Genomic DNA, 22,140 nt, shown 5'->3' with positions numbered 1-22,140 from the left:
TCCGAACTGAGAATGGTTTTATGGGATTGGCTAAACCTCGCGGTCTTGCAGCCCTTTGTACCATCCATTGTAGCACGTGTGTAGCCCAGGTCATAAGGGGCATGATGATTTGACGTCATCCCCACCTTCCTCCGGTTTGTCACCGGCAGTCACCTTAGAGTGCCCAACTGAATGCTGGCAACTAAGATCAAGGGTTGCGCTCGTTGCGGGACTTAACCCAACATCTCACGACACGAGCTGACGACAACCATGCACCACCTGTCACTCTGTCCCCCGAAGGGGAACGTCCTATCTCTAGGAGTGTCAGAGGATGTCAAGACCTGGTAAGGTTCTTCGCGTTGCTTCGAATTAAACCACATGCTCCACCGCTTGTGCGGGCCCCCGTCAATTCCTTTGAGTTTCAGCCTTGCGGCCGTACTCCCCAGGCGGAGTGCTTAATGCGTTAGCTGCAGCACTAAAGGGCGGAAACCCTCTAACACTTAGCACTCATCGTTTACGGCGTGGACTACCAGGGTATCTAATCCTGTTTGCTCCCCACGCTTTCGCGCCTCAGCGTCAGTTACAGACCAGAAAGCCGCCTTCGCCACTGGTGTTCCTCCACATCTCTACGCATTTCACCGCTACACGTGGAATTCCGCTTTCCTCTTCTGTACTCAAGTCCCCCAGTTTCCAATGACCCTCCACGGTTGAGCCGTGGGCTTTCACATCAGACTTAAAGGACCGCCTGCGCGCGCTTTACGCCCAATAATTCCGGACAACGCTTGCCACCTACGTATTACCGCGGCTGCTGGCACGTAGTTAGCCGTGGCTTTCTGGTTAGGTACCGTCAAGGTACCGGCAGTTACTCCGGTACTTGTTCTTCCCTAACAACAGAGCTTTACGACCCGAAGGCCTTCATCGCTCACGCGGCGTTGCTCCGTCAGACTTTCGTCCATTGCGGAAGATTCCCTACTGCTGCCTCCCGTAGGAGTCTGGGCCGTGTCTCAGTCCCAGTGTGGCCGATCACCCTCTCAGGTCGGCTACGCATCGTCGCCTTGGTGAGCCGTTACCTCACCAACTAGCTAATGCGCCGCGGGCCCATCTGTAAGTGTCAGCGTAAACCGACTTTCAACTTTCCCTCATGAGAGGAATAGGATTATCCGGTATTAGCTCCGGTTTCCCGAAGTTATCCCAGTCTTACAGGCAGGTTGCCCACGTGTTACTCACCCGTCCGCCGCTAACCAAGAGGTGCAAGCACCTCAAGATTCGCTCGACTTGCATGTATTAGGCACGCCGCCAGCGTTCGTCCTGAGCCAGGATCAAACTCTCCAAGAAAGTTGATTTAGCTCATTTGTTACGTTGGCTAGTTTCTAATAGAAGAAACTAATATTTTTTGTTGACGTTCTTGTTTGTTTAGTTTTCAAAGAACAACTTGTCAGTTGTTTTTAGCGACAAAAAATATATTATCATATTCTCTTCACTAAAGTCAACACATTATTTTCAATTAATCATGTTGTCGACCACTCCGCGAAGGAACTTTCTTATAGTAACATCCTATCACAAACGGTTCAATGTGAAATTTTTCCCATTTGAAAATAGGTACTGTATAACCTTAATTATTAATTAATTCCACTACATTCCATTACTAAAAGAAGTGTATTACAATTTCTGTGAATCCTTTTTTTCTTACATCTTCATTACCTTTTTATTTTAAGAAATACGAAACTTATTCTTTTTTTCATAGCAGTACATAAACTAATACGTTACTTCATGAGTTTGGCATAATTCCTCTAGCTACAGCATACTGTTTGAAGAATGGAAAGGAGAATTACATTTATGGCTAACGAAGAAGTTATAAAAAAGGTTGAAAGCATTGCGAATCCTAAGGTTCGTAATATTGTAAGAATTTGTGTAGAGCAAGGCTGTCGATTCAAGCCACATCCAAGCAATCCTAATTTAGTCAATTTGTTTGACCCTGCCAGAAGGAAAAATGTAATCGGTGATATTAACCTTTCAAGTTCTAGAGGATATTTCACACTTGAGGTGGAGAATGGACGCTTTAAGTCCTTTAGAAATGAAGTGATAGGATTAGATATAGATGAAGCAGAATTTGAAGAACGAGTGCTAAATCGAATAAAACGATAAATCAAATATTACTACTAAAAACGCTTGGAGCTATTTTCCCAAGCGTTTTCGCATATATTTTGTCTCAAATTCTGATACCGAAAGGGGTTTGCTGAATAAATACCCCTGCGCCTCCTTACAACCCTGCCCAAGAAGAAAGGATACTTGTTCCTCTGTTTCTACTCCCTCTGCAACAACCTTCATTCTTAGAAGATGAGCCATAATAATAATCGTCCTAACGAGTGTATTGCTATTAATATCATGTGGACATTCTTGAATAAATGATTGGTCGATTTTTAACTTATCGATAGGGAGTCTCTTAAGATAATTTAGAGAACTATATCCCGTACCGAAATCATCTATACTAATCTTGACCCCAATTCTCTGTAATTCCAATAGGGTTGTTATCGAACGCTCAACATCCATCGTAATACTTTCTGTAATCTCAAGTTCTAAATAATTTGGATTGAGACCCGTCTCCCTTAAGGCAGATTCTACAATTTCAACCAAATTTGATTGGAAGAATTGTTTGGCTGATATATTAACAGAAATGGTAACCGGTGAATAACCAGCTTCTTGCCACTTAATGTTTTCTTGGCATGCTGTTCGGATTGCCCACTCACCCATAGGTATGATCAACCCAGTCTCTTCCGCTAAAGGAATAAACGCTGCAGGTGGAATGATCCCTTTTTCAGGATGTGTCCACCTTATTAATGCTTCAGCACCATAAATCTCATTCGTTTCTAGATTAACCTGCGGCTGATAGAATAACACGAATTGATTTTGCTCCAAGGCTTTTCTTAAATTCACCTCCATATCTAATTCATGCTGTGCTTTTTTATTTAACTCCTTATTAAAAAATTGAAAATTATTTCTACCTAAGCTTTTTGCATGATACATGGCTAAATCAGCATTTTTAATTAACGTATCAAAACTTTCACCGTGAGTAGGAAATACAGCTATTCCTATGCTAGGGGTAACCATTAATTCGTGATGTTGAAAGGTTAAAGGATAAGATAACTTTGCTATAATCTGTTGTGCGACTATACTCGCTCTTTGTTCTTCTGAGCCAGGGAGCAGAATGGAAAATTCATCCCCTCCATACCTAGAAATGATATCTTTATCATTGACACAGGCTTTCAGTCGTTCCGCAATTTCCATCAATACTTGATCACCAACTTCGTGTCCCATCGTATCATTTATGGATTTGAATCGATCTAAATCCAGAAAAACAAGAGCGAAATTACAGTTGTTTTGTTTTGAATCTGTGATCGTTTCATTTAGTTTTTCACGTAGTAAATAGCGATTAGGCAAATCAGTTAACTGGTCATGATACGCCATGTGTTTAATCATTTTCTCGGTATTTTTTCGCTCAGTGATATCAATGACTGTTCCAATTATTGCGTCCCTGCCATGATAAACAATCTTTGAACCATATAATTCAAACGTAATCACACTTTGATCCTTTCTGATTGCACGATACTCATACTTTATCGCACCTGTTTCATTATTGAACCGTTTAAGGATATTTTCATTTACGAGCGGCAAATCCTCCGGATAAATAAAGTCCGCAACATTTAAACCTATTAACTCTTCACATGTATAACCTGACATTTCACAAAGGCCAGGATTAACGTATACCAATTTCCCATCTTGCATGATGTAAACCCCTACTAAAGAGTTTTCTATAAGACTTCGATATTTAGCTTCAGCTTCCACTAAGTCGTTTTGTGCTTTTTTATGCTCCGTAATATCTTTTATGATGGTGTATACACCATAAATCTGTGAATTCACAAAAATAGGTATATTGGTTACACTAATTTCCCTTTGAAATCCTTCTTTATCCAATATAGTACATTCGTAATTTGTTGCCCTTCCTTCTACCGCTTCGATAAAGTGGCCCGTCACTCTTTCTAAATCTTTAGGAAGTATAAAACCTGCAAATGGTTTGTCAATTAATTCTTCTACACTATATCCATAAATTGTAACAGCCTTGTTTGCAACAACAAATTTTCCATCTAAATCAAAAATAATAATAGCGTCTGGGTTTTCTTCAAACAAAGATTTATAATATTGTTCGTTTAATTGAAAGTTAGTTTTATTTTTAGAAATATTTCGAAGATGGGAAGAAATGATCAACATAGTAACGATAATCAATGCTATTTCAATGGCTAGGCCCACCCATAATGTTATTTCCTCCATCGAGTGCTAATCCTCCAAGAATATTTTCTATTACTATTTCCAAAAAAAACATATTATAAAGAAATTATAAAAAGAATAATTAGAAACAAAGAGTGCCTACCCCTGATAGGATAGGCATTCTTTGAATGATCATGTAGATATCGCCTCTAAACCTTTAATGAACTTTTTATAAGATAGGTGAAAGTAATCTAGAGATTGATTCCTTAAGTCGAACCTCCAAAGAACGTTTTTGGTAACCCTCAAACGTCAATAGCAACGAAACCTTAATATCCTCTTTAAACGTTTCCGTTAGTTTTCTAGAAACTCCTTCATCATATAAAAAGGCATTCACTTCAAAATTAAGTTTAAAGCTCCGATAGTCAATATTGGCGGTTCCAACTGATGAGATTTCTTCATCGACAACGATCATTTTTGCGTGGATAAAACCATTTCTATAAATATAGACCTTTGCGCCCACTTTTAGTAGTTCACTAACATGTGACAGCGTCGCCCAGTAGACAAATAGATGATCTGGTTTATCAGGAATCATAATATTGACTTCCACTCCAGATAAGCAGGCAATCCGAAGAACATCTAATAAACTTGTATCCGGTATAAAGTATGGTGTTTGGATATAGATCGATTTTTTTGCTGACATAATCATCTTTATATACCCATTTTTAATTTGTTGAAACTCTGAATCAGGTCCGCTTGTTACAATCTGAATTCCGATACTGCCATGAGAAATATCTTCAGGGTAGAGATTTGGAACATAGTCAACATCATGGTCATCTGAAGCCTGATTCCAATCTAGAATGAAGCGTGTCTGGAGAGCATAAACCGCCGTGCCTTGTATACGTAAATGGGTATCCCGCCAATAACCGAATTTCTTATTGAGACCTAAATATTCATCACCAACATTAAAACCACCGACATAGCCAATTTTCCCATCAATGATTACCAATTTTCGGTGATTCCGATAATTCATTCTGAGATTAATAAAACGAAATTTTGATGGAAAAAATACCTCAACTTGACCTCCAGCTTTTCGAAATTCTTTAAATAATCTTTTCGGCAAACTTCGTGACCCTAATTCATCATACAAGATTCGAACCTTTACCCCTTGCCTTGCTTTTGCTGTTAACGCGTCGATTAATCTTTTGCCCAGGTTATCATTTTTTATAATGTAATATTGAATATGAATATAATTCCTAGCAGCCTTTATGTCTCTAAATAATTGATCAAATTTTTCTGTACCGTCTGTAAAAATATCTACAGCATTGTCTTCAGTTAAGATAGCTTGATTGTTAATCATATGCATATAAATCAAATCATGGTTATCCCTTGTGACATCACTACGGTAAAAAAATTGATTTAAACGTAGTTTGGTCAATTGCGTTTCTAACGCTTTTTCAAAACCTGTCTTTTTAAGGTCATCCCATTGGAATAGCCGTTTTCGACTTAAATTTTGCCCTAATAATAAGTACAGCACAAATCCCAAAATCGGAATGAAAAAGAGAACTAATAACCAGGCCCATGTAGACCCAACGTCCCTTCTTTCTTGAAAAATGACAACGAGGGCCAACATGATATTCAATACAAGAAGTAAGCCTAGTAATATAGACGTTATATTCATGGCCAAAACCCTCTCATCCGACATTATAATTACTTTTAAATTTACTCTCAGTTTTACTAGTATCTTCTCCTTTTTCTTCTCCATGCGATGAAAACAATAAGGAGTATGGCTAAAAGCAGATAGATATAATTGGAATATTGGTCCATTCTCTCCCCAATAACTTCCCAATTTTCTCCTACTCGCGCACCAAGATTTATCAACAAAGTATTCCAAAGAATCGTGCCTAATGTTGTAAAACTGATGAAAAGCCAGAAGTTCATTCTTGCCATTCCTGCAGGGATTGAAATAAGACTGCGAATCAGCGGTATGAAACGACAGAAAAAGACCGTCCAAATTCCATATTTGTCAAACCAGACGTCAGCACGATACAGGTCCTCTTTGGTTAAACGCAGGAATCGCCCATACCGTTCAACAACTACCTCCAATTTATTTACATTCAAAACAGCCCCTAGTCGGTAAAGTATGACCGCACCAAAAACTGAACCAATTGTTGAAGCAGCAATAACCCCTTGAACAGTCAGATTGGTTTGAGATGTCATATAGCCTCCGAAAGTCAGTATGACTTCAGATGGAATAGGAGGGAATATATTTTCTAGTGCAATGAGGATAAACACTCCCCAGTACCCAAACTGTTCGATAAACTCTTGAATCCATAAATCCATAATGTCCTCCAATGATCGAAAAATAACGTTTATTGTTTTACGATTCACTCCCGGAAAAGTTTCAAATAGGTCGTCTTCTTGTAATTACTATATTTTTTGTACCTGAAATTAAAACCCATTCAACGAAAAAAAGCATTTGAAGGTTCAAATGCTTTAGGAGTTTCCCTATATATTTAGTTTTTGCACATCCCCCTCATTAAAGGTCTTTTTTAAAGTAGCTTTAATGCTTTTTCTATTGGAACTTCACCAGAAACAAGATCAAACGACTGGTAGTAGGTATTTTCTTCTGTTAGAGAATGGATAATGGTTTTTGCCACATCTTCACGTGATATCTTCCCGCTTCTTATATCACTAGCAGCTGTAATCAGCCCTGTTCCTGGCTCGCTCGATAGTCCGCCAGGCCGAATAATTGTATAGGTTAGTTCGCTTTGTTCAAGCATTTTATCTGCATAGTATTTAGCTGCATAATAAGGAAGCATTTTCTCATGCCAGTTTTCTCGTCTGTGTGCCTGAATCGCACTGACCATTATGAAGCGTTTAATTCCGGCCTTTTCTGCTGCTTCAATGGTTTTCACCGCACCATCAAGATCAATAAGTAATGTTTTATCATAGCCCGTATTCCTGCCTGAGCCCGCAGTGAATATGACAGCATTACAGCCTCTTGCAGCCTGGGCAATATCTTCAACACTTTGTTCTAAACAGGCAACAGCTGCTTCAATTTCCATTTTCTTAAAAACCTCAGCTTGTTCTTCCTTTCTAACCATCGCTTTAACTGTATGTTCTTGACTGTCTCTGAGTAGATCAACAAGAAGTTTACCTACCTGCCCATTAGCTCCAACCACTAATACGTTCATCGATGTTAGCTCCTTACCTTATTTACGACTATTATTTCTTTGTGAGAACAACTTATTCAGACAGTCCTATTAATAGAAGGCAAATCCTTCAGGAAAAACCGAACATTTTACTGAATGTGATTATCAACACAAAAAAACCGCATTTAAAAAAATGCAGTTCTCAAAATGCTATTCTTTTTTATCAGGAATCATACAGTTGCCATCCACACAGCTTGAGTCTTCTGCACTAACTGTTGAAAGGTCCTGAAAAACGGGAGCTGGATTTTCTTCTTCCCATACTTTTTGCAGTGCTCCTGTAAAAGTAGATGTTGGCTGTGCACCAGAAATCGAATATTTTTGGTTGACGATAAAAAACGGTACACCGGTAATCTGATATTGCTGGGCAACTGCTTGATCAATACGGACATCATTTGCAAACGCCTTTTCGTCTTGAAGAACCTTTAAAGCTTCTTCTCGATCAAGCCCTGATGCTTCCGCGATATCCGCTAACGTTTCGATGTCACCTAGATTCCTTGATTCAGTAAAGTAGGCATAAAGAAGTTTTTCTGTAATTACCGCTTCTTCCCCCTGAGTTTTTGCATATTTTGCCAATCGATGGGCATTAAAAGTATTCGTTGGTTTCATGTTGTCAAAATTAAACGTTAAACCCACTGCAGCCGCTTGCTGACCCACATTTTGATTCATTTGCATTGCTTGTTCAATACTCATCCCGTATTTAGAAGCTAAAGATTCATGAATACTTTTCCCACTATACGGCGGAGAATTAGGATCTAGCTCAAAACTTTTAAATTCTATTTTAACACTGTACCTATGTGTAAATTGAGATAATGCCTCCTCTAAACGAGCCTTTCCTATATAACAAAATGGACAGACAAAATCCGACCAAACTTCTATTTTCATGGTTACACCTCATTTATTTACGATTCTTATTTATAGTATCACAGCCTTGAAAAAATTTTAAAAATCATGCTTACATACAAATGGTTAAAATTACCTACAAATGATAAAATGAACTCAATATTCTGATTAGGGGTTGGTATCATTACTAAACTTATAAAAGCTGTAGTTGGTTTCCTTATTCTTGATTTATATTTTGTGTTTGCCCCTTCACTTCTTAGCAATCCCTTCTTACAATTTGGGGCTTATCTCGCTTTCTTTCCACTTGCCTATTTCATCGCTAAGTGGGTTGGTTTGAACGGGTTAAAAGGAATGGGACTCTTATACCATACAGGCTGGTTAAAAAACTTCTTTATTAGTTTTTGGATTGGCTTTAGTTTTTGGTTACTTATGTTTGGAATTCAGTTAGTAAGCGGTGATCTCATTTGGAATGGAGTTTTGGATTCATCGGAATTACTCATGCCAATGGTAATGATTATTGCAGGCTTTTTCATCGGTTCATTTATTAATGATTTGATTGTACGGGGGTTTGTCATTAATCTTTTAAAAGATAAACTGCACGTCGGATGTGTTTTTTCAATTAGTATTTTGCTCTACGCTCTCGATGATTACTGGTATGCAGGCTTCAGTTTAAGTAATTTTATCTTTTCAGTGATTTTAGGACTTTCCCTGACTTATGCTTTTTATAAAACTGGTTCTATCTGGGCAAATACGGGTATTCACTATGGATTAAATGTAGCTTATGGTCTATTCTTTGGAATGGTAGGCAGCCCTGGCACTTCTATATTTTTGGTAAAAGAAACAGTGAAGAAATCCTTACTATCAGAGATTCTTTATTACCTCATTCCAGCATTAATGTTTTTTACCGTCCTACTGGTTATAAGGTTCTACACCAACTTTACAAAAGAAAAGAAAGATATTCCTGTAAGTTTTGATGTTTAATAATGATGTTTTACCCGATTTCTACACAAAACCTGATAATATCTAAACTGTTTTAAAATATAAGTACAAATATAACAAAACGCCCCTTTTATCGAGGCGTTTTCCTTCATTTATTTATTGCTTAAATTCAGGTTCCTTACCACTTAACCATTTATCAAAGTACTCCTGAGCTTCTGGTCCTAGTTCTTCCGTGAATACAGAGATGAAGTCACTTCCTGTAGCGATTTCATATTGATATTCTTTAAAGTAATTTTGCAGCAATTGATCCATTTTCTCTTTGCCTATTACTTTTTCTAGGTTTTCCAGCATCAAGGCACCTTTTTGATAGACAAGCTGAGAATAGGTACCAATATTATTAAATTTATCAACAGAACTACCTATATATATGCCGCGTCTTTCATAGACTTCCGTTCCCACTGTCATATGCTTTCTCAACTCTAAATCTCCGGCTCCATGCTCGGGATATTCTTCTAACATAAATCTTGTTGTAGAGTAGGTTGCCATAGCCTCATCGAGCCACGGCTCTTTTACTTTGTCATTTCCGACCATTGCATACCACCATTGGTGCGTAGTTTCATGGACGACTGAGCCAATGTCCGATTCGTTATTTTCATGGTTATGTTTTGGTAGGTAAACTAATCCTGGGAATTCCATTGCTGTAAACATACCAGTTCGAACGATATCATATTCAGGATATGGATAAGGTCCATAAACTTTACTAAAATAAGATAATGCCTTAACCGCTGCTTCATGATTCTTCTTCACTGTCTCTTGGCTCTCACTGGCTCGATACCATGTATTCACGATTGTTTCACCTACTTGATCTGATATCTTTTGGTAGGATTCATCCATAATGACCATAGCGAAGTCCCGTACATGATCAATTGTGGTTTTATACGTCACGGAGCCATTCGGTTCTAGTAAACCATCTTCTTCTTTACCGGTACTTGTGATTTTATACTTGCTTGGTACAGTTACCTTGACATTGTATGTTCCAACCTGGCTATAAAATGGATCTCCAATAGAATGATACGGATCTGTTACCCAGCCTCTATTATCAAATACAGCCTGAATAGGTATCCAATTGCCAAGCCAAATCGCATTTTCATCATAAGCAAATCGGCCGTTATTCTTGGGCACCTTCATGGAAAATTTCAATTCAATGTCAATCGTTTGACCCTTTTTCCATATGTCTAACGGAATTTTAAGGACGGTATCATCGATTTCAAAAATTCCTTTCGTTCCATTTACCTGAACTTCTGTTATCTCCATCGATCCAGGTTCTGAATTCTCATCAACAATATGCCGCCAAAATCCACCTAGTAGATCGACTCCCTCGCGGAACTGATTGGGGTAAACGTGAAAGTAAATTCTGTCCTGATTTTTCCCGGTGTTGTTTGTCGACTTCATCTTAAGTGTGCCTGCTAACGTTTTCTCCTCTACAATAACAGTTACGGTAGTATCGTATACAGTTGGAATAAATTGGTTCACCTCTGAAGTTTGATTCTTATTTGTTCCAGTTGTCTGCTTTGAGTTGATTTCTTTACACCCTGCCACTAAAACAGTGAACATTAACAAAATGACAACCAGGTAAAAGCCTCTCCCCTTTTTGATTTCCCCTTTGTTCATAATGGCCTCCTATCAACTAAATTCATTCAAATCTTAGACGCCTTTTTTCAAAAAGAGTTTCAATTTTATTAATAAAAAATCCCCTGGCAGCATTGCCAGGGAATTCTGCTTAAGCATCTTTTTGTCTGGTTTTTCTGAGTACAAGGAACACATAAGAAACAACTGCACCCATTGAGGAAATTACGATGACCACTCCCATTGGAATGGCAGATTCTTCACCTCCTATCCCAACCAAAGGGGAGGTTATACCACCAAATGCAAAGGAAAGTACACCAAGCAGCGCTGAAGCACTGCCTGCATTTTTACCCTGCTTTTGCATAGCGAGAGAAAATCCGGCTGTATTCACAATACCGACACTGGATACGACCAGAAATAATGGAATTAAGATGATCGATAGATTTGCCTCCACTAATAGAAGAGCTAGCAAGGTCACACTTCCAAAAAAGGACATTGCTAAACCAAAGTTTAGTAGCTTTGATTCCGGAATCCTTCCGGCTAACCTGCCTGTTGTTTGGCTTGCTATCATAATTCCTAACCCATTGATTGCAAAAATAAGACTGAAGATTTGCGGCGAAGCCCCATATATCTCCTGTACCACAAAGGGGGAACCTGATATATAAGCAAACATTGCGCCAGTAACAAGCCCTTGTGAAAAGGCATATCCAATGAAACTAGGATCGAAGATTAGTTTTCGAAAGGTGAGAAGGGTATTTTGGAGTCCTCCCCCCAATCGTCTCTCATTGGGTAGTGTCTCATGTAAACCGAGAAGGACGACAATAAACATAGCACATCCAATTACGCCAAGAACAATAAACACACCTTGCCACGGAACAAACCTGAGGAGCTGAGCACCAGCCACTGGAGCTAGAATCGGCGCTGCACCGTTTACTAAAGATAGAAGCGCAAAGAATCTCGTTAATTCCGTTCCCGAATATAAATCGCGCACAATCGCCCTTGAAACAACCATCCCCACTGAACCCGCCAGACCTTGAATAAAACGCAGGAGAATAAATGTCCAAATCGAGGGACTAAATACACATAAAAAGGATACTACAGTATAGATGATCAACCCAATTAAGAGTGGTTTCCGTCTCCCGTTAATATCACTTATTGGTCCAGCAAAAAGTTGACCCAACGAGAGTCCTAGCAGGAAAAATGTCAGACTAAGTTGAATAAAAGACGGACTTGTATGAAAATAATCTGCTAATATAGGTAACGCGGGTAAATACATGTCAATGGATAATGGAGCGAAGGCTGCTAAAGAACCTAATACCATCGCAATCCATAACCGCTTAGAACGAGTGATGGTTGCTGGATTAATTGAATTATCTAAAGAAGAACCCAAAGTTGTTTCATTCCCTTCGTTGTTCGTTTGTTTTTAATTTTCTAACTATTGAAACAATAAATCAAATGATTAAACTTAGAAAATAAAAATTTTTCCACATATACGGAACACCGATGACCATTGAGCGAATTGAAAGGATAATTGACGAATAAATAGAATATTAATGTAACTTGTTATTTTTTTGAAAATTTTAAAATAATTATATAAAAAAGGTAGCGTTTTTTCGGTGGGAAGAAGGTAGCTAAGGAATTAGCTCAAAAGGAAAGGAGTCTAGAATGGCAGATTATCGTTTCACACATCAATTAAAGGTGCGTTATTCGGAAATTGATGGACAAAAGATTGTTTTTAATTCACATTACTTAACGTATATTGATGTAGCAGTCACTGAATATTTCCAGCAGCTTCTTCGACACGATGAACAGTTTGATTTTGTTTTGGCGAAATCGACTCTTGAGTATAAACGATCAGCCTTATTAAATGACTTGCTCACCATCTGGTGCAGGGTGGAAAGAGTAGGAAATAAAAGCCTGACAATGAATTTTATGATTACAAGAGAAGATGAATTGGATCCGGTTCTCCTTGCCGAGATTATCTATGTCAGTGTTGATCACAAGACTATGCAACCCTGCCCCGTTCCTGATTTTATTAGAGCTAGAATTGAACAATTTGAACTTGAATATAATTAATGAAAAAATTCCCCATTTCTAAAGAATGAGGAATTTTTTTCTTATTTAGTACACACACATTTGACTACTTACATACAGACCATTCGAACACGTAACATCATTATTTTTTTGATGATGACGAAATCTCCAAGTATTTACAAAAATGCATGGATTAAACATTACTCATTGGAGATAATAACCACGATTACCTTGAAAGGATGGGATGTTAATGTCGTTAGAATGGTTTGACAGAGTTTGTGGCGAGCTTCAGGATCACCTAGAATCTATTTGTGAAGAGTATGATCGGGTTGGTCAAATGTCAATTGAGAGAGCTGCCAAACACCCAAGGATCGAATTTTTTGTAGAAACGGAAGATGTGAATACAGAAGATGTCGATAGAGACTATTTTTGCACATTGTTCTTCGATCCCGGGAACGAAGAATTTTACATCGATACCTTTGATGTTGACAGTGGGCATACTGCTAAAATCATCCTTTCGGACATAGAAGAAATCATCGATGAAGTACACGCAAGTCTTCATGATTATATGAACGATGATGATCATTACACCGATGACGGTGTTTATCTTACTTCCGACGAAGTATATGAAGACAGTGACGACTATTATGAAATGGTCGAGGTTACTGACGATGTTGATGAAGAGTATTATGAAGCACAGCAAGTAAATGAGGATGATATTTTTGAAGAAATTGATGTGGAATGGAACACGCCGGAGGTAACGGCATTTAAACATGAGGATGAAGTCGAAGTGACGTATCAATTTGGCGTTGTCCCAGAAACCGGTGATGGTGTCCTGAAAAGAGTAAACCGGATTTGGACAACCGATGAAGAGTTAATCAAAGACGAATCACATTTTATTTTCAGTAAAGAAGAGGCTAGCACCATTATCGCAATGATTGCCAGCCATATGGATCAATTAAGTGAGTTTAATTTTGACGATATGCCATAAGAAAAGCGTATGCGCTCTTTTTTGGGTCACATGACCCCTACTCCTTGGCGCTGAAGCTGGACAATAAAAGAAAAGGGAGCATACCTATTCGGTATGCTCCTCATTTTTTAATCGATAGTATAGTCAATCTCAATCAAGTCCCATGGTGTGATAATTCCAAGAGGTGCCTCATCCTTTTTTCCGTTTTCCGTAATGATTACTGCTTCTAATTTCTTTTTTACCTTATGGGATCTTTCAAAAATCGTTTCTACATCGAAGATATTCGTACTTTTTGCAACGAAGTCAATGGGATGATCTTTTTCATATTTCATAATATCATATATATGGGTATCGTCTAAATTAACAGATGTGCTTACCATGTTTTGTGCCATCCATTTTAAAATCGATCCTGCTGTCAATAGGCCTGCAAATTCTTTGTTTTTATAGATCGGAAATTTTGAATAATTATACTGACGAATCGCTTCCGTCACTTTTAGGATACTATCATTATAGTCAAAGTACAGAACATTTTTTGTTGCAATCGTTAAAGCATAATTTGGACGGTTAAAGACGTTGGCTATTTTCTCTATATGCTCGACCACTTTTGCATTTGGTTCGGCGATATAATAGCCAACTTCCATTTTCTCATGGACAATAGCATTTCTTAGTTTCGCATACTGCTCCAAGTCCTTTTTAAATGTTTCAATGATTTGATACTTCTTCGCTCCAACCTTTACTAATACTACAAATCTATCATCGTTAATGTTGACAATGTCCTTCATCGCATCATGAACTTGATTGAAGGCGACCTCAAATCGTTCTGATAGTATTTGTCCTTTTTTCATTTGTTTCATCTCTATCCCTGCCAATATGTTTACTTATTTCTTTAATTATATATTTATTCCGAATTTTTAACTATCCCCATTTTTGATAGAGCTGGTTAATTTCTTCCTGATGCGAGATTCCTTCATCGTCTGGTGTTTCTAACACAAAAGGAATATGTTTTACTACAGGGGACGTTACAATCTCCTGGAGTGATTTCTCCTTGATCAAACCATTGTGGAATATATTCGCATGACGATCCCTATTGGATCCCGTTGGATACTTAGAATTATTTAAGTGTATGACTTTCAGGTGTTCAAAATAGGCTAGTTCTTCACCTTTGGCGAAAAATTCTTCCGTATTTTCTCCATTCCAAAGACCACTTGCAAACATATGACAGGTATCGAGGCAGAAACCGATTTTCTCTGGATACTCAGTGAGGTTTCGGACCTGCACTAATTCTTCAAAGGTTGTTCCAAGAGCCCCTTTTGTCCCAGCGTTATTCTCAATTAAAAGTAAACAATTACCGTTCCATTGACTAAGAACAGAATTTAGCATTTCAAGCATTAAATGATAACTGGCTAGCGGGTCTGTTTTACTAATCTGACTGCCAAAATGGACAACCACACCAACTGAGCCGCATGTGTCTGCTATTTCTAGGTCGTTTAACAGCGACCTAATTGTTATTTCCTTCTTATCCTCTGAAGGAGTTAAACTTGTAGAGTAAGGGGTATGTGCAACTGAAATCAGATTATGGTCCTGACAAAACTCTTTACAGCTTGTGGCATCCCCTTTGTCAAAATCCTTAACCGAAAGACTTCTCGGGTTTTTCGGAAAATATTGGTATGCGGCAGCACCAAAATCTGCCGCACGTTTTGCAGCGCCAAAATAACCATTCCGAATACTTACATGGCAGCCAAAAATCATCGTATCCCCACCGTTTTTTAGTGTTAGAATTTGCATAATGAGTTAAAACTATTCTTTTTACTGCGGATGTTGTAAGATAATTCAGGTTACTTTATAGGAGGGGAAATAGTTGAGAAAAATAACTTTATCAAATGGGAATACGGTAGAAGTCGAATGCTTGAGCTGTGCTTTAACTAGTGGTCTGGTTGAACCCGATGGCGGCGTAATTTTAGAAACAGAATATTTTCATGCTCATCAGGATGTTGCCTATCCGATTGAAGGGTTGGTCATTCTTGCATCAAAAAGACATATTAAATGCTTGGATGAATTGACGGATGACGAAAGACTGGATTACATAACAACTATGACAAAAATTCGGAAAGCTCAGAGAGAGATATTAGGTATTGATTATGTTTATTATTTCTACAACGAAGATACCACTCATCATTTCCATACCTGGCTAGTGCCTAGATATGATTGGATGAACGAATTTGGCCGATCTGTTGAATCACTTCGGCCTGTTCTGCTTCATGCGAGAAATCATCGAAACACGGATGAGAATCATCAAAAGGTTATGTGTTCCATTAAAGCCTTAAAAACCGCATTGATGTAAAGAATCGGAGCAGCGCCTTAAAACTTATTATTAAAAAAACCCAAGAATCTCTTCTATAAATAATAGATTCTTGGGCCATAGATCCTAACATTTCTATTAAACTTGCTCCACCGTTTTTTCTTTTACCGAAATACTTTTTTGTTTTGATTTTCTATTAATCATATCTTTAGATTCACTTTTACTATAATATTTCCCTTTTGTATAAATCGCAATGATTACCGTAAGAATAGAAGCTAATATGGCCGCAAAGAAAGTGGCTGTATTTTGTAAGAACGTTCCCATATGCCCTAAGGCTGCTATTGTACCAAGAATACTTGACACAATTAATGGGACAACGCCAACTGGATTCCACTTGTATAATTTTTCTTGTCTTGATTCATACTCTACCGGTACAATTTTCATTATTTTTTTTACGACTAAGGCATCTGTAACTAAAATTGCTGCCCATGCCATTAATAAGACTCCTTGAAATGTCATCGCACTACCTAAATAATCAAGAATCCCACCTAACATTAACGCAATCGATAGGACGCCTGAAACAACAACCCAAAAACGTCGACTTGGTTTGAAATGAAATACATTCTCAAAGAAATTGGATAATGATAGGGATGCACTGTAAATATTTGTGACATTGATTCTTATTTGTGTCAACATCGTAAATACTACGCCGCCTAGTCCAATAAGTGTGACAATGTATACCCCAGGATTCGATTCAGCCAAACGGACACCAAACCATATTCCTAGTAATCCCATGACACCAAAGCAGAAAATTTGTGGAATAAACCCAATCATAATAGAGCCAATTTTAATGTCCTTTGGCTTTAGGAAGCGTGCATAGTCTGACGCGATGAGAGCAGTTAAGCCCATAATCCCGTGCTGCATACCAATACACAATAGCAGGGCAGTACCACCTGTTTGGACACCATCTGGTAAGTAAGTCCAAAAGTTACCGTCAAATTTAGAAGGTGTGTTGTAAGCAAAAATAATCGTGAGAATTAGAAATATGCCAAAAATCGGCAACGACCATTTCTGAAGCTTATCCAATTGTTTAATACCAAACCAATTCAATGGAATAACAATTGATCCGAATACAATAATTAGCAGCCATAATGGAATTGCGGGGAAATATGCATGTACGGCCGCTACGAGAATCATCCCTTCGAAAGCACAATACATGATAAAGTTAGATGCGTAAATGAGCGAAGTTAAAGAGGCGCCTATATAGCCAAACCCTTGTCTAGACATGAGATTGACATTCATACCTGATTTTGCCGATAAATAGGCAATGACAGTACCTAATACGCCGGCAATAATAATTGCATAAATCGCTGAAATGATAGCGTTTGTAGCCCCATACTGAAGGGCCATTACACTGCCTGTTTGAAAATAAAAAATGGCTGTCGCAATCCCAAACGTAATATTGGTGACACTAAACCATCCCATATTCCGTTTTTCTTCTGGAACCTGTTCAAATGAATAATCATCTTTCGCTTCTACTTGGATACCTATTGTTTGGTCTAAACTCATGCAATCATCCTTTCATTTCGTCCCCTTTTCTAAACGTAATTTTCACATTCATCTATCCTCTATCACAACTGAATGCTAGTTTAGAGGGCAACCGAATGTGTTATTATTTTTGAAATTTGCTACTGTTTTTACAGCAAATCCCCATAACCTATATACCATTATATACACAATTAGTTAACATAATCAAATTATTATAAAAATACGTTTGTCAAAAACCTTTTAAAACCATTAATTATTTCGACTATCTAAATATATTCCATGCATTTTTTTGTATAAAAATTACCTCTTTACACTAAAACTGCACGGTTAGTCCAAATAAAAAAATCACCTTCTTGTGGTTTTTTTGCATCAATTGAATCTAGAACCCGTATCGAAATAATGTGTTATTTACCTCCCAGGATACTTTTGGTGCCATTTCTCAGTATCTTCATAGATTTTGACTAGGTCATGCGCTAGTTGAGTTAACTCTTCTGAAAGTTCTACTTCCTTTACCCAATTTTCCGGCATGCCCTTAAGTCCAAGATAGGCCCCTAAAATATTCCCTGTAATTGCACCTGTACTATCACTGTCTCCATTATGGTTTACGGCTGTAATTACAGCTTTCTGAAAATCATTTTGATATTTTAAAGCGCAGTAAATCGAAATAGCTAGGGCTTCCTCCCCTACCCATCCTTCTCCCAGACTCCCGATTGCTTGCAGGTCCGATATGTCTGAATTCGTTAGGGCGACAGCTTTTTTGATGAGTTGGCTGCATTCTTCACTCGAAGGGTACATTACACATTCCTCAAGAGCCTGTTCAACTGCAGTGTCTAAATCTTCTCCCGCCACGATTGCTGCTATCACATAACTTAGCGCTCCGGCAGAAAGGTATCCGCTCGGGTGTCCATGTGTTATGGCAGCACTTTCACATCCGAGCTTGAATGCTTGCTCTTTTTTATACAATAAACCAATTGGTGCGGTCCGCATTACACCACCGCAGCCTTTACTATTATTGATTGGCCTTTCCATCGTACCCATTTTCCCAGACATCAGTGCGTCTAAACATGTATTACCAGGTGCTCTTCTCGTATGTAAACCCTCAATAGAGTAAATCCAACCATCCTTTTCAACGTCGCTATTCACTCCTTGTGTATTTAGCCAGCGCAGGTAACTGCGATAAACAACCTCCGGAATATGGACAATTCCTTTATTTCTCCCTCTATTTTCAGCACGTAATAATCCTTCCACTGTAAAGATCGTCATCTGGGTATCATCGGTGATTTCTACAAGATTACTTCTTCCTTTTTCTAACTGTGTAATACCCTGTGGTCCATATTTTTGCTTTATCTCATCAAGTCTTAAAAACTCCACTGGCCATCCCAAAGCATCCCCAATTGCCCCGCCAATCAAGCATCCCTGATAGCGTTCGAGAAGAGTCACCATATGTAATCCCCTTTCCAAAACATATTTTTCTATATTTTAACAAAAAAAGAGGTTGAATCGTAAGAAACAACCCATCAATGACTTGCTATAATTGAAATCAGTTTATCTTCAATTTTCTTTCCTTTAGCTTCTTCCATAAGATTGTTTAACATGATAGAAAAAATCATGGTTTGTCCGCTTCTTGTGGTAACATAACCTGATATAGTACTTACCGTAGAAATAGTCCCGGTTTTTGCGAATACCTTTCCTTTTACATCCGGACCTTTCATCCGACTTCGTAAGCTGCCGCCTTCCATTTTCCCACTGACTCCTGCAACCGGCAGAGAATGAAGAAAAGCAGGAAACCACGGTTGCTGCTGGACGGCAATCAATAAGTGAGATAGCTGCGCCGCCGGGACTAGATTGACATGTGAAATTCCGGAACCATCCCGTAATACCAGTGTTTCCGTCTTAATTCCAAATTTGGCTAACTCTGCTTCCATGACCTCGATGCCCTTTTCCCAGCTGCCTTCCCCTTTTACCACTCTTCCCATTTCTTTTACTAAGGTTTCAGCATGCCCGTTGTTGCTCAGTTTCATAAATGGGACAAGTAATTCCGAAAGTTTTATCGAGTTATGTGTATGTACAATTTTAGCTTCTAATGGAGTGGTTCCGGTTTTTACTTTCCCAGATATTTGTATGCCTTGTTCTGCTAGTGATTGTTTAAAAAGTGCTAATGCATACATGGTCGGTTCCCAGACACCAATCCATTCCTTTTCACCTTTAGATGCAATAGGTAAATTCCCTGTTATCGTAATCGTGTTTTTAGCGTGCTCCCGTTCATAGGTGAGCTTCTTTTTCCGATCCTTAGCAACCGTTTCGGTTAGATTAATAATTCTGACAAAGTCAGTATTTGGGGTTACTGTTACTTCCGCCCTATCACCCTCGTTTTTTCCCGGTTTGACTTCGATCATAACGGAACCTGAGTCATAATCATGAGTTGGTGAAGCCGTTAAGGCGGAAATCTGTGCACCGTAGTACATTTGTTCATCACTCCACGGCAAATCGATCGAATATCGGATATCATCATACCAAGTATCGTCGCCAATTAAATGGCCAGTAATCTTTTGTATTCCCCTTGTTTTTAGCTCGACCGCCATTTTATCGAAGTCTTCCTTTAGGAGTGTAGGGTCGCCTTTTCCTTTTAAATATAGATTCCCTTGCAGAGTTTTCTTTTTTATAGTCCCAACCGTAAGTACTTCAGTTTTGAAAGTGTAATCTTCCCCTAACACCGATAATGCAGCTGCAGCTGTAAAAAGTTTCATATTCGATGCTGGCCGCAGGCGAACATCTCCTAAATGATCATAGATTACCTCGCCGTTTGAAGCATTCCGTATACTTACTCCTGCAATGGCTCCATGTAAATTGGGATCTTCATTTAAAAGTTGATTTAATTGCTGTGCCAAATTGTCCACCGCAAAAACTGGCTGAGTTTGTGGCAGTAGGGTTACTAAAAAACATATAAAAATGATTAAATTCAATTGTTTCAGCAAAATCTGTTTCCAACTTTCCCTTTTTTCCTAAAGTCTTCCCAAAAAACAAGGTTTTTTCTACAACTTATGGAGAAATTTTTTTTGATATCAGCGTTGCTGTACCACTTATCGGCGTTTATCCAATTAAATCAGCAATAATCCAAATATATCAGCGATACCTCCGAAAGCACCAATTACCTTATTTTAAAACCGCAATATTTCTACTCAAAAAAGCCCAATTCTGCGGCGCAGCTAAACTTATCTGCCAATAGGTGGTCCCTGACAACTGGTAAACATCAATTAATCGGTATTTTTCTATAAAACTTCTAATATCCTCAAACCAAACGACCTGTTCTACCCCCGCACTCCAATGCCGGTACCAAGGGGACATGGACCTTTGGTCAAATTCAATGATTGAACCTGTCGCAATGGCTTGATTCTGGGCTGCTACAACTGACATAGCACGTGTGGTATTCGTGCCTACGACTTTATCATAACCATAAAGAGGTATTGCAATCTGAAGTTTATGAGGATTGATTTGCGTAAGGGCGTATTGAACTACTTCCTCCATCCACCATATAGGCGCAATCGGATCCGGCGGACCGCCTGGGTATCCAAAATCAATGGTCATAACAGCCACAATGTCAGCTGCATTCCCTATCGCGGCATAATCATATGCCCCGACAATTCGATTGGTCGGGAGGTCTGCCGTTTTCGCATGTACATTTACGTGCAGTATTAACTCTCCTAAGGCAGTCTTTAATTCTCTTAAAAATAAATTAAAAGCATTACGCTGGGGCGGCGGTATAAATTCAAAATCGATACTAACCCCGCCAAATCCTCTTTGCCTTGTCAGGTTCACAATGCTCTGAATCAAATTCCGGCGGTATACAGGATTGGCTAGTACCTGACCGGCCAGCTCCGCACTAAAATCAACTCCTGTAAAATTGCGGATCATGAGTAAAGGCGTAATGTTTAATTGCTTACTCCGAGCAACAATGGCTGAATCCTCTATCAGGTTATAGGCATACCCCTCGGTCGTAAATGAATAGGCGACTACCGCTAAATATGTTAATTGCCCGGCGAGAGAATCTAATATTGGAAGAACAGCACTCTCCCCTGATGGCACAATAAACCCTAATGTCGAAATGCGTAATTTTACCGGTGAGGGAATATGGATAATTTGACCAACGAAAAGTTGATTCGGATTTACTCCTGGATTTGCAGCTAAAATCGACGAAATGTCCGTTCTAAATCTCTTGGCTAATTCCCAAATTTGATCACCAGCTTTAATTTTATAGGAGCGGATTGGCAGTTGATTGTCGGGAATATACAAGGCAAGACCTGGTACAAGGGCATTAGCAGACGGCAGTTCATTTAGCTCGACAATCGTTTGAATCGGAACACCATTTCGATTTGAAATTGCCCACAGATTCTCTCCCGTCCCCACAACATGTACACCCATACCACTCACAC

18 protein-coding genes and 1 rRNA gene (1 of these 19 running past the window's edge) are annotated in these 22,140 nt (G+C 38.7%); 5 read left to right on the top strand and 14 right to left on the bottom strand.

Annotation, left to right across the window (positions count from 1 at the left end; translation table 11 throughout):
• Positions 1 to 1,314, bottom strand: a 16S ribosomal RNA gene (locus ACN6MT_RS16320); it reaches 285 nt to the left of the window's first position.
• 501 nt (positions 1,315 to 1,815) lie between these two features.
• Here ACN6MT_RS16320 and ACN6MT_RS16315 point away from each other — a divergent pair.
• Entirely contained in the window at positions 1,816 to 2,124 is a 309-nt protein-coding gene (locus ACN6MT_RS16315; protein WP_419887089.1) for a hypothetical protein, read from the top strand.
• Positions 2,125 to 2,154: 30 nt separating this feature from the next.
• Here ACN6MT_RS16315 and ACN6MT_RS16310 read toward each other — a convergent pair whose 3' ends face one another.
• The 5 genes from ACN6MT_RS16310 to ACN6MT_RS16290 all read right to left on the bottom strand — a co-directional run bounded on the left by ACN6MT_RS16310 (position 2,155) and on the right by ACN6MT_RS16290 (position 8,336).
• Complete coding sequence (locus ACN6MT_RS16310) at positions 2,155 to 4,305, bottom strand: EAL and GGDEF domain-containing protein (protein ID WP_419887088.1); 2,151 nt, start codon at positions 4,303 to 4,305, stop codon at positions 2,155 to 2,157.
• Positions 4,306 to 4,471: 166 nt separating this feature from the next.
• On the bottom strand, positions 4,472 to 5,920 hold the full coding sequence (gene cls / locus ACN6MT_RS16305) for a cardiolipin synthase (protein ID WP_419887087.1): 1,449 nt from the start codon (positions 5,918 to 5,920) through the stop codon (positions 4,472 to 4,474).
• A 56-nt stretch (positions 5,921 to 5,976) separates the two neighbouring features.
• Positions 5,977 to 6,582: a DedA family protein gene (locus tag ACN6MT_RS16300; RefSeq protein ID WP_419887086.1), complete on the bottom strand. Its 606-nt coding sequence runs from the start codon at positions 6,580 to 6,582 to the stop codon at positions 5,977 to 5,979.
• Positions 6,583 to 6,791: 209 nt separating this feature from the next.
• Complete coding sequence (locus ACN6MT_RS16295) at positions 6,792 to 7,436, bottom strand: SDR family oxidoreductase (RefSeq protein ID WP_419887085.1); 645 nt, start codon at positions 7,434 to 7,436, stop codon at positions 6,792 to 6,794.
• A 168-nt stretch (positions 7,437 to 7,604) separates the two neighbouring features.
• The gene (locus ACN6MT_RS16290; protein WP_419887084.1) at positions 7,605 to 8,336 is read right to left on the bottom strand and encodes a DsbA family oxidoreductase; all 732 of its coding nucleotides are present in this window, start codon (positions 8,334 to 8,336) and stop codon (positions 7,605 to 7,607) included.
• Between the two features lie 291 nt (positions 8,337 to 8,627).
• Between ACN6MT_RS16290 and ACN6MT_RS16285 the strand changes: the two genes are divergently transcribed.
• On the top strand, positions 8,628 to 9,275 hold the full coding sequence (locus ACN6MT_RS16285; protein WP_419887083.1) for a CPBP family intramembrane glutamic endopeptidase: 648 nt from the start codon (positions 8,628 to 8,630) through the stop codon (positions 9,273 to 9,275).
• Positions 9,276 to 9,389: 114 nt separating this feature from the next.
• On the opposite strand, the gene ACN6MT_RS16280 is transcribed toward ACN6MT_RS16285, so the two are convergent.
• On the bottom strand, positions 9,390 to 10,904 hold the full coding sequence (locus ACN6MT_RS16280) for a M1 family metallopeptidase (RefSeq protein WP_419887082.1): 1,515 nt from the start codon (positions 10,902 to 10,904) through the stop codon (positions 9,390 to 9,392).
• A 109-nt stretch (positions 10,905 to 11,013) separates the two neighbouring features.
• Positions 11,014 to 12,249, bottom strand: coding sequence for a multidrug effflux MFS transporter (locus tag ACN6MT_RS16275; RefSeq protein WP_419887081.1), 1,236 nt, complete (start codon positions 12,247 to 12,249; stop codon positions 11,014 to 11,016).
• Between the two features lie 275 nt (positions 12,250 to 12,524).
• Here ACN6MT_RS16275 and ACN6MT_RS16270 point away from each other — a divergent pair, with 275 nt between their 5' ends.
• Positions 12,525 to 12,935: an acyl-CoA thioesterase gene (locus ACN6MT_RS16270; protein WP_419887080.1), complete on the top strand. Its 411-nt coding sequence runs from the start codon at positions 12,525 to 12,527 to the stop codon at positions 12,933 to 12,935.
• A 208-nt stretch (positions 12,936 to 13,143) separates the two neighbouring features.
• Positions 13,144 to 13,884, top strand: a complete 741-nt coding sequence (locus ACN6MT_RS16265) for a hypothetical protein (protein WP_419887079.1) — start codon at positions 13,144 to 13,146, stop codon at positions 13,882 to 13,884.
• 107 nt (positions 13,885 to 13,991) lie between these two features.
• Here the strand turns inward: ACN6MT_RS16265 and ACN6MT_RS16260 are convergent, their stop codons facing one another.
• Both ACN6MT_RS16260 and ACN6MT_RS16255 read right to left on the bottom strand, forming a co-directional pair.
• Positions 13,992 to 14,717: a CBS domain-containing protein gene (locus ACN6MT_RS16260; protein WP_419887078.1), complete on the bottom strand. Its 726-nt coding sequence runs from the start codon at positions 14,715 to 14,717 to the stop codon at positions 13,992 to 13,994.
• Positions 14,718 to 14,778: 61 nt separating this feature from the next.
• The gene (locus ACN6MT_RS16255; RefSeq protein WP_419887077.1) at positions 14,779 to 15,612 is read right to left on the bottom strand and encodes a deoxyribonuclease IV; all 834 of its coding nucleotides are present in this window, start codon (positions 15,610 to 15,612) and stop codon (positions 14,779 to 14,781) included.
• Positions 15,613 to 15,721: 109 nt separating this feature from the next.
• On the opposite strand from ACN6MT_RS16255, the gene ACN6MT_RS16250 reads away from it, so the two are divergent.
• Positions 15,722 to 16,204, top strand: coding sequence for an HIT family protein (locus ACN6MT_RS16250; protein WP_419887076.1), 483 nt, complete (start codon positions 15,722 to 15,724; stop codon positions 16,202 to 16,204).
• Positions 16,205 to 16,300: 96 nt separating this feature from the next.
• On the opposite strand, the gene ACN6MT_RS16245 is transcribed toward ACN6MT_RS16250, so the two are convergent.
• From ACN6MT_RS16245 to ACN6MT_RS16230, 4 genes are all read right to left on the bottom strand, one after another.
• Positions 16,301 to 17,731, bottom strand: a complete 1,431-nt coding sequence (locus ACN6MT_RS16245) for a purine-cytosine permease family protein (RefSeq protein WP_419887075.1) — start codon at positions 17,729 to 17,731, stop codon at positions 16,301 to 16,303.
• A gap of 387 nt (positions 17,732 to 18,118) precedes the next feature.
• The gene (locus ACN6MT_RS16240) at positions 18,119 to 19,153 is read right to left on the bottom strand and encodes an ADP-ribosylglycohydrolase family protein (RefSeq protein WP_419887074.1); all 1,035 of its coding nucleotides are present in this window, start codon (positions 19,151 to 19,153) and stop codon (positions 18,119 to 18,121) included.
• A gap of 74 nt (positions 19,154 to 19,227) precedes the next feature.
• Positions 19,228 to 20,688: a D-alanyl-D-alanine carboxypeptidase/D-alanyl-D-alanine endopeptidase gene (dacB, locus tag ACN6MT_RS16235; protein ID WP_419956456.1), complete on the bottom strand. Its 1,461-nt coding sequence runs from the start codon at positions 20,686 to 20,688 to the stop codon at positions 19,228 to 19,230.
• A 175-nt stretch (positions 20,689 to 20,863) separates the two neighbouring features.
• Positions 20,864 to 22,129, bottom strand: coding sequence for a glycosyl hydrolase family 18 protein (locus tag ACN6MT_RS16230; protein ID WP_419887073.1), 1,266 nt, complete (start codon positions 22,127 to 22,129; stop codon positions 20,864 to 20,866).
• Positions 22,130 to 22,140: the final 11 nt, after the last annotated feature.

The organism is Neobacillus niacini (genome assembly GCF_048572935.1).
GTDB lineage: Bacteria > Bacillota > Bacilli > Bacillales > Cytobacillaceae > Neobacillus > Neobacillus niacini.
The sequence above is the reverse complement of the archived record's forward strand: the minus strand, read 5'-3'. Positions and strand labels throughout refer to the sequence as shown.

Excerpts from the sequence above, each read along its gene's own strand:
- ACN6MT_RS16295 (WP_419887085.1), bottom strand. The coding sequence starts at position 7,436 with ATGAACGTATTAGTGGTTGGAGCTAATGGGCAGGTAGGTAAACTTCTT.
- ACN6MT_RS16270 (WP_419887080.1), top strand. The coding sequence starts at position 12,525 with ATGGCAGATTATCGTTTCACACATCAATTAAAGGTGCGTTATTCGGAA.
- ACN6MT_RS16255 (WP_419887077.1), bottom strand. The coding sequence starts at position 15,612 with ATGATTTTTGGCTGCCATGTAAGTATTCGGAATGGTTATTTTGGCGCT.
- ACN6MT_RS16315 (WP_419887089.1), top strand. The coding sequence starts at position 1,816 with ATGGCTAACGAAGAAGTTATAAAAAAGGTTGAAAGCATTGCGAATCCT.
- ACN6MT_RS16310 (WP_419887088.1), bottom strand. The coding sequence starts at position 4,305 with ATGGAGGAAATAACATTATGGGTGGGCCTAGCCATTGAAATAGCATTG.
- cls (WP_419887087.1), bottom strand. The coding sequence starts at position 5,920 with ATGAATATAACGTCTATATTACTAGGCTTACTTCTTGTATTGAATATC.
- ACN6MT_RS16260 (WP_419887078.1), bottom strand. The coding sequence starts at position 14,717 with ATGAAACAAATGAAAAAAGGACAAATACTATCAGAACGATTTGAGGTC.
- ACN6MT_RS16280 (WP_419887082.1), bottom strand. The coding sequence starts at position 10,904 with ATGAACAAAGGGGAAATCAAAAAGGGGAGAGGCTTTTACCTGGTTGTC.
- ACN6MT_RS16240 (WP_419887074.1), bottom strand. The coding sequence starts at position 19,153 with ATGGTGACTCTTCTCGAACGCTATCAGGGATGCTTGATTGGCGGGGCA.
- ACN6MT_RS16300 (WP_419887086.1), bottom strand. The coding sequence starts at position 6,582 with ATGGATTTATGGATTCAAGAGTTTATCGAACAGTTTGGGTACTGGGGA.
- ACN6MT_RS16265 (WP_419887079.1), top strand. The coding sequence starts at position 13,144 with ATGTCGTTAGAATGGTTTGACAGAGTTTGTGGCGAGCTTCAGGATCAC.
- ACN6MT_RS16290 (WP_419887084.1), bottom strand. The coding sequence starts at position 8,336 with ATGAAAATAGAAGTTTGGTCGGATTTTGTCTGTCCATTTTGTTATATA.
- ACN6MT_RS16245 (WP_419887075.1), bottom strand. The coding sequence starts at position 17,731 with ATGAGTTTAGACCAAACAATAGGTATCCAAGTAGAAGCGAAAGATGAT.
- ACN6MT_RS16230 (WP_419887073.1), bottom strand. The coding sequence starts at position 22,129 with ATGGGTGTACATGTTGTGGGGACGGGAGAGAATCTGTGGGCAATTTCA.